The 13,942-nt window shown below is 51.5% G+C and carries 1 protein-coding gene; it reads right to left on the minus strand.

The genetic code is table 11. From position 1 onward, the window contains the following. Positions 1-73: 73 nt before the first annotated feature. A complete protein-coding gene (locus NYR52_RS10590) occupies positions 74-13,849 on the minus strand; it encodes a non-ribosomal peptide synthetase (RefSeq protein WP_259435609.1) in 13,776 nt (4,591 codons plus the stop codon). Between the last annotated feature and the right edge of the window lie 93 nt (positions 13,850-13,942).

Here is a 13,942-nt window from a genome sequence, read left to right on the forward strand (position 1 = left end):
GAGATAAAAACACCCAATTCCAACACCGATGCATAAAAAAAGCGGCGATTGCCAAGGCAATCGCCGCACTACCTTATACTCGTTGTCCTTTCTGTTCCGCACGTTTATTCAGGCAATGCGCGATGATGTTGCGCAAGTGCTCCTGATAACGTTGCACCAGACCTTCCACGGTGCTATGATGATACACCGTTTTGGGATAACGAACCGAAATCAGCAATTGACCCTCTTCAACCAACCCGTTGAAATCCAGTTTAAACGGCCATTGGTTGAGCGGACTAACCCCTTGTCCGACAGAAACGGACGTCAACTCTGTTTCTCCCGCCTCTACATCCTGCACAAATTGCCCTTGATAGTTGAAGTTGATCTCCGGCTTCAGGACAAAGGAAAGCGCCTCTCTCTTGCTCGGTTCAAGCATATACCGCAACAAGCTATAGCCGATCCCTCTGTTAGGTACGGACCGAATCGTCGCTTTCACTTCTTGGATGGCTTTAGCGACATCCAACGCGGTCAGATCGAATACCACGGGATAGATGGAAGTGAACCAACCCACTGTGCGAGTCACATCCACGTGTTCCGCGATCTCTTCCCGACCGTGCCCTTCCATGTGAACGGCCACGGGCTCACCCGTCCATTCTTTGACTGTCAGTGACAACGCGGTCAACAAGATGTCATTGATCTCCGTCTGATATGCATCATGCACCTCTGTCAACAGCGCCTCGGTTTCTTCCTTGGAGAAGGTGATCTCCGCGACGCCTACATCCCGAATCAGATATTTGCCGTCACTTTCCATATCGACAGGCAGCGGAGCCACTTCCTGTTCCACCACCTTTTGCCAATACGGCCATTCGGCTTGCATGAAGGCGTCACTGTTGGCATAGTCGCGCAACGATTCGCTCCATGTTTTAAAGGAGGTGGTTTTATCGGGTAGCATAATCTCTTTTTCTTGCAACACCTGCTCATAAGCAGAGTATAAGTCTTCCGACAGGATGCGCCAGGAGACCGCATCAACCACCAAGTGATGAATGATGATCAGCAGATAGTCCCCGTCATGAGTGTAGAACACCCCGCACCGGACAAGTGGCCCATCGGTGAGCGACAAGCTTTCGTGCATACGATTGGCCTCCCGCTCAATCACTGTGGCGACATCCACTTCCTCTGATTCGTCCATCAGGTTGAACTCTTCCACAGTGAAATAAGCATCTGCCTCTTGCTCATCATAACCTCGGTTGAATTGCGTCCACTGTCCATCTTGGAAGGAATAACTCATGCGCAATGCATCATGGTGTTGAACGAGCTTTCTCCATACTTTGCGCAAGGCATCCGCATCCCAGCATTCCGGGCGGTGCAACACCACAGCCATGTTCCAATGTTCCGGAACGTCGGACAAACCGAAGATCCATTGTTGCACCGGTGTGACGGGCACCGGCCCTTCCACCACATGATTTTCCATGTTTTCGCCCTTGACTGACACATATGGAGCCAAAGACGCAATCGTCGGATGCTTGAGCAAATCACTGATCTGCAAGCGATATTGCTGTTGGCTGGCGCGGGCAGCAATCTGAATAGCCTTGATTGAATCCCCGCCCAAGGTGAAGAAATTGTCATGGATGCCAACACGCTCACGCTTGAGGACATCTTGCCATATTTCGGCCAGCAACTTCTCTGTGGCGGTTGTCGGAGCCACATATTCCACACCTGCATCGGTGTTCGCTTCCGGGCGAGGCAGCGCGCGCTTATCCACTTTTCCGTTTGATGTCAGCGGCAACTCATCAAGTTGGATGTAATGCGATGGAACCATGTAATCGGGCAACGACTGCTCCAAGTGACGGCGCAGGTCAGCCGCTTCTTCCTGCTCTTCGCAAACGACATACGCGCACAGGAAGGATGGGTTTTGGCCGGATTCTTCTTCCAGCGCCAGCACAACCGCTTCTTTGACACCGGGATGTTCAAGCAACTTGCTCTCAATCTCTCCCAATTCGATGCGGTGTCCGCGAATCTTCACTTGCTGGTCAATCCGGTCGATATAATCAATGCTGCCATCCGGCAACCACCGAACCAAGTCTCCGGTGCGGTACATCCGATCTCCTTCTTTAAACGGATTGGGTACAAACCGTTCCTCAGTAAGTTTCTGATTGTTTAAGTACCCTAGAGCCACACCGTCTCCAGCGACGCAAAGTTCTCCCGGAACCCCGATCGGTTGCAATTGGTTCCGCTCGTTCAGCACATACACGGTGGTGTTGTTCAGCGGTTTGCCGATCGGCACCCGGTTCGTCGCCGCTACCTCTTGCGTGATGGCGTGCGTCGTAGCAAAAACCGTGGTTTCTGTGGGGCCGTAACCATTGATTAACCGACCGTCGCCCAGATAGGCAACCGCTTTTTTCACATGGGCCAGCGATGCTTTTTCACCGCCGAAGACAATCTTCTTCATCTTGTCAAAGCAGGAGAGATCAAACTCGACCAAGGTGTTGAAGAGAGCCGTGGTCATGAAGCTGATAGTAACTTCCCGCTCCCGGATGAGTTTTGTCAGATCTTCCAGCGACATAAGCAACTCTTTTGGCACCAGAATCAACTTCGCTCCGTTTAACAAAGCGTTGTAAATGTCAAAGGTTGATCCGTCAAAAGCGTAGTTGGAGAGTTGCATCAAGGTGTCCTCTTCCCCAACTTCAATATATCCGTTGTTGACAATCGTTCTGACGATGTTGCGGTGAATGGTCAACGTTCCTTTCGGCTTACCGGTAGAACCGGACGTATAGATGATGTAAGCCAAATCATCCGCCGTGTTCACGTTGGTCAAGTTGGTATCCTCTTCATCCAAGCCAAAGGATTGGTTGATGAAAATCACGTCTCCATTATATCCTTGCGGCACACTCAAATCAGGTTGCATCAACAAGAGTCGCACATCACTGTCAGACAACATATATTGAATGCGCTCCACGGGATAGGTGGGATCAATCGGAACATACGCGCCGCCTGCCTTGAGAATGGACAGCAGGGCGATGATCTGATTGAAGGAGCGATCGGCGATGACCCCCACCCGTTGGTTGGGTTGCAAGCCGTTGGCGCGCAATACGCGAGCCCATTGGTTTGCCCGTCTGTTTACTTCCGCATACGTCATGGTGCGGTTCTCCCACTCCAAGCAGATGCGCTCAGGCGTTTGGGCCACTTGTTGTTCAAACAGTTGATGCACAGTCGCTTCGCGGGGGAATTCCGCTTGCGTTTGGTTAAAGTCAACCAAGATTTGCCGTTTCTCTTCTTCCGTGCACAGCTCCAAGTCGGCCAACCGCGCAGACGGTTGATTTACCACTTGTGCCAACAGATGAGTGAAATGGCGAACCATTCGCTCGATTGTTTCTTGTTTAAAGAGGCGGGTGCTGTATTCTACCGTCAATTCTAATTGATCTGCTTCGACAAACACCCAGTTCATATCAAACTTAGCTGCTTTCCAATCCATGTCGACTGGCTCGATATGAAGGCCGGGCAACTCCAGCTCGCTCATGTCGATGTTCTGCACGGTGAGCAGGGTATCAAACAATGGCTGGCGGCTGAGATCGCGCTGCACATCCAACCGTTCCAACAGCTCTTCCAAGGGATATTCCGCATGCTCATATGCTTCTAACACCTGCTGTTTGACGGCGTCGACCAAAGACTCAACCGTTTGCTCCGGTTGCAGGCGGTTGCGGATAGCCAGGGTATTAACAAACATCCCCACTGTCGATTGCAGATCCGGATGTGGCCGTCCCGCAACAGGGGAACCCACAATCAGGTCGTCTTGCCCTGAATACTTGGACAAGAGCAACTGATAAGCGGCCATCAAAACCATGTGCAACGTAACTTGCCGCTCAGACGCGAATTGCTTCACCTGGCTGGTTAACGCAGCATCCAGTTGGAAGCCCACTTGGTTTCCATCAAAGCGCATCACGTTTGGACGCGGATAGTCGGTGGGCAATTCCAACACCGGCAGAGCACCGGAGAATTGGTTCACCCAATAAGCCTCATCTTTTTTCCACTGCTCCGTTTGCATGTAGCGCTCTTGCCATACGGCGTAATCTTTGTACTGAACCTTGAGCGCTGGCAACGTTTTTTGTTGGTACAGGCTCATCAGATCATGCATCAGGATATCCATCGACATGCCATCAGAAATAATGTGATGCATGTCAAACACCAAGATGTGATGATCTTCAGCCAACGAAATTAATGTCATGCGCGCCAGCGGGGCTTGACTCAGGTCAAATGGCCGGATGTACGACTCGGCCATGCGCTTCGCTTCCTCCAGGTTGGTGGCAGTTACCCGCTCGATCTGGCAAGGTACGGTTGGAGCGATCTTTTGCACCAATTCCCCTTCATGGAAGTGGAATGAAGTGCGGAGAGATTCGTGCCGCTGAACCAACTGGGCGAATGCGCTCTCCAGTTGCGCGATGAACAGATTTCCTTTGATCTCCGAGATAAGCGGCATATTGTAGCCGACATGCACATTCTCAAATTGCTGAGTGACATACAAACGTCTTTGTGCCGAAGAAACCGGATAGTAGTCGCGTTCTTCTACAGGGCGGATCTCCTCAAAGCCCGTTTGTTCCGCTTGGCCAATCACGTGCGCCAGCTCGCGCAGGACGGGGCGAGAGAATACCTCGCGCAAGGAAATTTGCACACCCAGCTCTTGATGAATCCGCGCTGTCAACAGCATCGCTTTGAGTGAGTTACCGCCCAACTTGAAGAAATGGTCCATTGCGCCGACAGGCTCCACGTTGAGCACTTCTTCATATATCCGGGACAATCGTTTCTCTACTTTGTTTGCCGGGGCCACGTAGGTGTCGCCTGTTTGAGCGCCCTCTGGCTCCGGTAAAGCTTTTTTGTCTACTTTGCCATTGGGTGTAAGCGGGAACTGATCCAACTGAATGAGATATGACGGGATCATATAGTCAGGCAACTCTGTCGCCAGATGCGCGCGCAAGTCTGCATCACCCACTGTACTTGGAGCAATAACATACCCGCACAACACCGTTTCTCCATTTATCTCCCGCGTGATCACGACCGCTTCGTTGACGGCGGGATGCTCCAGCAACTTCGCTTCAATTTCCCCGGTCTCAATCCGGAAGCCACGCACTTTCACTTGTTCGTCGATCCGTCCGAGATACTCGATGTTGCCATCTGGCAGCCATCTAGCCAAGTCGCCGGTGCGATACATCTTCTCACCAGGCACAAACGGATTGTCGACGAATTTCTCTGCGGTGAGATCCGGACGGTTCCAGTAACCCCGTGCCAGACCGGCTCCACTGACGCACAACTCTCCTGGCACACCGATCGGTTGGAGCTGGTTGTACTCATTGACGATATATACTTTTTGGTTTGCAATCGGCTTACCGATCGGCGGTTTGCTCATATCCGGTGAAAGCTTAGCCAATGTGGCGCAAACCGTGGTTTCGGTCGGACCGTAAGCGTTGATGAAGGTAAAGTCTTTACTCCAGACTTTGATCAAATCTTGTGGACAAGCTTCTCCCGCGGTAACGACAGTGCGCAAAGCCGGCAAGTTTTCTGGTGACAACGACTTCAGCACCGTAGGCGGCAAGGTCATGGTTGTGATCTCTTGGGCTCTTAACCAACCGGCGAAGTCGTAGAAGAGTTTCTCTTTCTCCTCCATCACCACCGTTGCACCATGGAGCAAGGACGGGAAGATTTCCCATACAGATGCGTCAAAGCTGAAAGAAGCGAATTGCAGGACGCGGCTATCTTCCGTGATGCCAAGCGCATGGGCCACCAACTGCAAGTTGCAGACGGAACGGTGTTCAATCATGACCCCTTTCGGTTTTCCGGTTGAACCCGAGGTATAGATCATATAGGCGAGATCACTTGCATCGTTGCCATTATCCACCGCATTGCCGTCGAGTTCGGTCCATGGGATCTCTTCAACCCGGATGGTTTCTCCCGCATAAGCTTCAGGGACAGTCGGTTCACCCAATGTGAGCAACAAGGCGGCTTCGCTGTCAGACAGCATATGCTCAATCCGGTGTTGCGGGTAATTGGGATCGACCGGAAGATAAGCTGCACCGGCTTTGAGAACGCCCAGCATGCCGACGATCATTTCTAAGGAAGGAGGCATCATCAAGGCGATGATCTGGTTACGTTCGGCACCTTTGCCGCGCAACAATCTTGCCAACTGATTGGAGCGGATGTCCAATTCCCGGTAAGTGAGTTGTTCTTGACCAAATACGACCGCCGGCTTGTCTGGCGTGCGAGCTACTTGCTCCGCCCACAGGGAGTGAATGGTTTGATCTACTGGGAACTCCATCTCAGAATCATTAAATGCGACCAGCAGTTGTTCCTGTTCTTCTGCTGTCACCAGTTGCAAATCGGCCAGACGACAATCCGGGTTCTCCACGATTTGCTCCAACAGGCGGACAAAGTGGCCAGCCATGCGAGCGATCGTCGCTTGCTCAAACAAATGTGTGCTGTAGCCGATGGTCAACTGTGTGGCATCATCTTTCTCCACTGTCCAGCTCAAGTCGAATTTGATTTTATTCCATTCCCATTCATAAGGCGTCAGCGGGAAGCCAGACAACCGCATATCAGACATCTCCATGTTTTGCACGGCAAACATCGTGTCAAACAGCGGATGGCGGCTCAAGTCGCGGTGTGCGTCCAGTTGATCGACCAACTCTTCAAACGGATAATCGCCATTTTCCAGCGCTTTGAGCATGCGTTCCTTCACATCAGCCAAGAAGGCGGAAAACGTTTTGTCCGGTTGCGGCTGAGTGCGGATCGCCAAGGTGTTGACAAACATGCCCACCATTTGCTCCAAGTCGGGATGGTCTCGGCCGGCCACCGGGAAACCGACGATGATATCTTCTTGCCCTGCGTATTTGGACAGAAGCACATGATAGGTTGCCATCAACGCCATATGCAAAGTCACATTGTTCTCTATCAAGAAACGATCCAGCTTTTGCATCAACGCGGCATCGATTGCCATGGTGAAGTAATCTCCGTCGAACTGTTGCACCGGCGGACGCGGTTTGTCTGTCGGCAATTCCAGCACAGGCAGTTCCCCGCCCATCTCTTTCAACCAATACGCTCTTTTCGCTTGCCATTGTTCTGTTTCTCTGTGCCCATTTTGCCACACCGCGAAATCTTTATAGTGAATGCGGAGCGGAGGCAAGTCAGCCCCATCATAGAAGCTGCAAAGCTCTTTAAGCATCAGGTTCACAGAGACGCCGTCCGAAATAATGTGGTGCATGTCCATAACCAGATACTGCAAATCTTCTTCCACTTCGACCAATGCCATCCGGAACAATGGCGCTTGCGCCAAATCGAACGGCTGGATCAAAGAAGAGAGGAGGGAATCCAGTTCGGATTCATCGGCGATTTTCTGCTGAGTCACGGCAAATTCCACATGAGGATGAATCCATTGCACCAATTCTCCGTTTACAAAACCAAACGATGTGCGCAAGGACTCATGGCGGGCGATCAACCGAGTGCCAGCTTCGGTCAAGCGAGCCAGATCAAGCTGCCCTTCCACACGCAACACCATCGGCATGTTGTAGCTGATTCCGCCTTCTTCCAACTGTTGCGTGACATAAATTCGTTTCTGCGCCGAGGAGACAGGATAATAATCGCGTTTCTCAACCGGGTTGATCTCAGTATATTTGCGGGTATCCGCCTGCTCGATCAAAGTCGCCAACTCTTTCACCGTCGGATGGCTGAAAATATCGCGCAGAGACAGGTGCACATCGCATTTCTTTTGAATTTGCGACACCAAGGCCATGGCCTTCAGCGAATGACCGCCCAATTCAAAGAAGTGGTCAAGAACACTCACACGGTCTACATTCAAGGTCTCTTGCCACATCATGGCCAACTCGCGTTCCAGATCCGTCTGCGGCGCTACATACTCCCGGTCGGAGCTCGCTGTACGATCCGGCTTGGGCAAGGCTTTCTTATCCACTTTGCCGTTGGCTGTCATTGGCAGAGCCGGCAAAGTTACCAAGTGCGCAGGAATCATATAATCCGGCAAGGTCTGAGCAAGGTGCTGTCTCATGTCTGCGTATGTCCATTCGCCGTCGGTGGTTACGACATAGGCACAAAGCGCCGTCTCCTGCTCATCCGTGTGAGCTACAACTACCGCTTCTTGCACTGCGGGATGCGCCATCAGACGGCTGGTGATTTCCCCTGTCTCGATGCGGAAACCGCGAATTTTGACTTGATCGTCGATCCGCCCCAAGAATTCAATGGTACCGTCCGGCAACCACCGCACCAAATCCCCTGTCTTGTACATTTTTTGCCCCGGCTCAAACGGATTGTCCACAAACCGTTCCTGAGTCAGGTCAGGGCGGTGCAGATAACCTCTAGCCAAACTTTGACCGCTCAAGCAAAGTTCCCCTGGCACACCGATCGGTTGCAATTGATGGTGTTCATTCAAGATATACACGCGATTGTTGGTGATCGGTTTTCCGATCGTGATCACTTTGGCGTTTTCATCAATCCGTCCGCTGGTGGCAACAACAGCGTTTTCGGTGGGGCCGTAGTTATTGACCACTTCATACGACTGTGGAACGATGTGTTGAGCACGATCGCCACCGATCAACAAGGTTTTGAGCGTTTGATTGGGCAGTTTCATGAACTGCTCAGCAAATTGAGTCGGCAAGAAGCTGATCGTGATGCCCTGCTCTTGGAAAAATTCATTTAAGGCAGCTACGTCGTAACGAACATCTTCTTCCACCATATACAGTGTTGCACCCGCCACCATCGTCGGGAAAATCTCCCATACAGAAGCGTCAAAACCAAAGCCCGCGTATTTGGTACTGCGGTCATCCACCGTCAGATTGAAGCGCTCCACATGCCACAGGCACAAATTCATCAGTGCCCGATGCTCCACCATCACCCCTTTGGGCTGACCTGTGGACCCCGACGTGTAGATCACATAAGCCAGATCATCCGCTTCTGCCTGGATGCCCAGGTTGGTTGTCTCTCCTTGACGGAAAGAGGCATCATCGATCAGCCACATATCCCCGTCCCAGTCCACTTGCATTTGAACCGAAGCATGCGTGAGCAATAAGTTCGCGCGGCTGTCATCGAGCATATACCGAACGCGCTCGGCCGGATAATTGGGGTCGATCGGCAAATATGCGGCGCCTGCTTTCAACACGCCCCAAATACCCACCAGCATCTCAACCGAGGGTTGGAACATGAGAGCAACAATCTGTTCTTTGTCCACACCTTGTTGACGCAAACGACGCGCCAATTGATTGGCCCGGTCATTCAGCTCGCGGTAAGTTACTGACTGGCCTTGATGCACCACTGCGGGATGATCAGGATTGCGTTGCGCCTGTTCTTCAAACAACGCAACAACATTCTGCACGGTCGGATCTGCTCCTTCGGTTGCGTTGAACTCGACCAGCAATTGTTGTTTTTCTTCGTCGGTCACCAACTCCAACTCAGACAATTTCACCGTCTTATTGTCGATGATTTGTTTGAGCAAATGGAAATAATGGCCAACCATGCGTTTAATCGTTTCCGGCTTAAACAGATGGGTTGCGTATTCGACGGAAAGGCTCCAATCGGTTTCGTCGAATGTCCAGCTCATATCGAATTTAGCGGTATTCCAATCCGTCTCATACGCCTCGAACCGGAGGGTATCATCTTGACCTTGATCCGGTTCAAAGCTTTGGATCGTAAAGGTCGTGTCAAAAATCGGATGACGGCTCAAATCCCGTTGCTCTTGCAATTTTTCAACCAATTCTTCAAATGGATAATCACCGTGTTCAAAAGCGGTCAGCACCCGCTTTTTCACATCCGCTGCAAACTCGGTGAAGGATTGGTCTTGTTTTGGAAAATTGCGCAGGGCCAACATGTTGACAAACATCCCGACAACGGATTCCAGATCGGCATGAGAACGGCCCGTGATCGGAGCGCCCACCACGATATCTTCTTGGCCTGTGTACTTTGCCAGCAACACATTGTAGACCGACAGCAACACGATATACAGTGTGCTTTTTTCCTCAGCCACAAAGGACTGCAATTTTTCTTTCAGGTCCGGATCGGCCGCAAAGGTGATCAGCTTTCCGGTCAGTTGTTGTACCGCAGGCCGCGGGAAGTCCGTCTTCAACTCCAAGGTCGGCACAGAATCCTGGAATTCTTGCAACCAGAATGCTTCCTGCTTGTTCCACTCTTCCGATTGCAGGAGCGAATGTTGCCACACTGCATAATCTTTGTATTGGATCTTTTGCACGGGCAATGCTTTTTCATGGTACAAGCGAACCAGTTCACGATAGAGAATTTCAGTAGAAACGCCATCGGAAATGATGTGGTGCATATCCATCAACATGATGTGGCGCTCTTCCTCGACCTGAATCACCGCGATGCGGCACAATGGAGCCTGGCTCAGATCAAAAGGACGAATGCGCGCATCGATCAACGCTTGCACTTCCGATTCATCTTTCGCCGTCACCCACTCCACTTGCAACGTGACATCCGAATGAATTTTTTGCATCAATTCGCCATCCCGCATGTGGAAAGAGGTGCGGAACGATTCATGGCGTACAACCAATTGTCTTACCGCATGTTCCAATTGCTCCCGATTGAGCTTCCCGATGAGTTCCAAGGTCATCGGAATGTTGTACCCAATGCCTCCTTCTTCCAGTTGCTCTACCACATACAAGCGCTTTTGCGCCGAAGACACAGGGTAATATTCCATCTCTTCTGCTTTCTCAATCGCCGCAAACGAGCTGCTTTTCGCTTTTTTGATATAAGCGGCCAACTCTTTGACCGTATCTCGGGCGAACACTTCCCGCAGTGGAACATCCGCGTCCAACTCTTTCAGGATGCGCGAAGTCAGCATCATGGCTTTGATCGAATGGCCTCCCAATTCAAAGAAATGATCTTCGATACCAACTCGCTCCACGCCCAAGACTTCTTGATAAATGCCAACCAACGCTTCTTCAATTCTGTTGGTGGGAGGAACATAATTGGCCGTGGATACTTTCTCCGGCACCGGCAACGCCTTACGGTTCACCTTGCCGTTTGACGTGAGCGGGAACTTGTCCAACTCTACGAAATATGAAGGCACCATGTACTCCGGCAAGGTCACTCCCAGATGTTGACGCAGCTCAGTTGCCGTCCACGCCTGACTCGCCACGACATATGCAGCGAGATAAGCGGCACCGGATTCATCTGTCCGCGCCATCACCACGCACTCGTTGATCGCTGGATGTTCCAGCAGCTTCGTCTCAATCTCTCCCAGCTCGATCCGATGTCCTCTGATTTTTACTTGATGGTCGATCCGGCCCAAGTATTCCAACGTGCCGTCAGACAGCCAACGCGCCAGGTCCCCCGATTTGTACATCCGCGCCCCAGGGTTAAATGGGTCCTCGATGAAACGCTCCGCTGTCAACTCCGGCCGGTTTAAGTACCCCCGCGTTACACCTGCCCCGCTGACATACATCTCTCCTGCAACCCCGATGGGCACCGGATTCATCTGTTCATCCAACACATACACTTTCAACGTCGGGATCGGCACCCCGATGTTGCTTACATTGGACTCTATCTCCCGTTCCGTGATCTCTTTGTAAGTCACGTGCACAGTCGTTTCCGTGATCCCGTACATGTTGATCAATTTCGTTTGCGGATACCGCTCTCGCCACGGTTTCAACATGCTCGGTGCCAAGGCTTCCCCGCCGAAGATCACCATCCGCACCGACATTTCGTCCGATTTCGGTCCCATCATCTCCACGTTGGACAATTGGTAGAACGCGGTTGGCGTTTGGTTCAAAACGGTTACCCGCTCCCGCTTCAGGAGATCCAAAAACGCTTTGGTATCTTTGGCCATCAACGCCGGCACCACGACCAACTTTCCGCCGTACAAGAGGGCCCCGTACATCTCCCACACCGAGAAGTCGAAGCTGAAGGAGTGGAACATCGTCCACACATCGGACTCGGAGAAATCGAAGAGGTTGCGGTCGTTAAACAGCAAGCGGATCACATTGCGGTGCTCCACCATCACCCCTTTGGGATTGCCTGTCGAACCGGAGGTATAGATGATGTAGCACATATCCTGCGGCTCATTCACCGAGGTGGGCGCTTCTGCTCCTTCTTGCCAAACAATATCGTCAAAATAAATGATTTCACCGGTGTAAGAGCCCGGCACTTCCAGCCCTTTCCGCGTCAGCAACAGGTTCGTGCCGCTGTCTGCCAGCATGTAGGTGATGCGGTCTTGCGGATACAGCGGATCGATTGGCATGTATGCGCCGCCTGCTTTCAATATCGCCAGCATGCCGACGATCATTTCGATGGAACGTTCCACCATCAAGCCCACGATTTGATCCCGATTCACCCCGCGCTCGCGCAGCATGACGGCCAATTGATTAGCGCGATCTTCCAACTCGCGGTAAGTAAGCCGCTCTTCTTCAAACACCACTGCGATGTTGTCCGGCGTCCGTGCCACTTGTTCAGCAAAGCGTTGATGAATGGTTTGTGCGGTCGGATAGTTGGCATCTGTTTGGTTAAATGCTGTCAGCACTTGTTGCTTCTCTTCTTCGGAGATCACACTGATCTCGGCTACCGGCACCTGTGGATTTGCCAATACTTGCTCAATCACATGGCGAAAGTTGCGGGTCAGATTTTGCACAAACACCGGATCAAACATCGCTCGGTTGAATGAAAATCTGACTTCAATCCGATCCTCATCATAAGGAATGACCAACACGTTAAACTGGTAGTTGGTTTGTTCATACGCCTCGGAACCGACCACTTTGAAACCCATTTTGGCCGTGCTCTCATCCATGGCGTCAGCATCAAAGGGATAGTTTTCAAACACGAACAGATGATCAAACAAATGGTTGTTCAACGCGCTGTTGGCTTGGATATCCGCCAAGGACAAGTAATCGTACTCTTCGGATGCGATCGTCGACTGTTTGGCCGTTTGCGCCAACTCGATGAACGAAGCACCCTCTTTGGTACGCACGCGAACCGGAATCGTGTTGATGAACAAGCCAACAATGTTTTCGATATTGCGAATGTTTTTGTTGCGGCCTGACACAACTGCCCCGAATACCACATCATCCGTGTGATTCATCCGTTGCAACAGGACACCCCAAATGCATTGGAACAGGTTGTTCAAGGTGAGGTGATGTTGTTGCGCCAATTTGGTCAAGCGTTTTACTACCGTTTGATCTAATGTGCAGACGATTTCTTCCGGCTGGAACTCGTCACCGCTCGTGTGATAGCCTTGGCGCGGAATCTCGCTCATCTGCGTGTATCCTTCCAGATACGCCTTCCAGTACGCCTTCGCCTCATCATGATCTTGTTTGTCCAGCCAGCGGATATACTCGCTGTAAGGGGTCGTTTTTGTCAGCACCGGCTTGTTGCCCGACAGCAGTTGCCCATAAATATCAAACAACTCATCAAGCACGATACCCAAGCACCAACCGTCCATCAGGATATGGTGGTGGCTGAAAATAAATTCGTAGCGGTTAGCCTCCGTTTTCACTATGGCAAACCGCACCAACATATCCCGCGACAAGTCAAACCCTTTTTCGCGATCTTTGCGCTTATATTCGCTGAGAAATGCTTCTTTCTCTTCCGTGGGCAGTTGGCTGATGTCATGGTAATCCAATGTCGCTTTGCGTCGCCGCAAAACCACTTGCCGCGGCTTGGCTAGTTTCTTGTAACTGAAAATCGTCCGGAACACTTCATATTTGTCCACAATCCACTGCACGCTCTCCGCAAACTTGTCGATATCCAGGCTACCCTCGATGGTTAGCGCCATTTGCTCGAAATAAGCGTTTCCCTCGTCGTGGATGGAGTGGAACAACATGGCTTCCTGCATGGGTGAAAGGGAGTAAATATCTGCAATTTGCTTTTTATCCATCGATGCCTTACCTCCCAAATCAAAGTGATCAGTACTTGGGGAGGGGAGGGTAGCGCCACTGATTGCGCCACCCCGTTTCCTTCCCATACAAAC

Source organism: Laceyella sacchari, assembly GCF_024927925.1.
Lineage (GTDB): Bacteria > Bacillota > Bacilli > Thermoactinomycetales > Thermoactinomycetaceae > Laceyella > Laceyella sacchari.

Bases quoted from the DNA above. Each gene is read 5' to 3' on its own strand.
- NYR52_RS10590 (WP_259435609.1), bottom strand. From the start codon at position 13,849: ATGGATAAAAAGCAAATTGCAGATATTTACTCCCTTTCACCCATGCAG.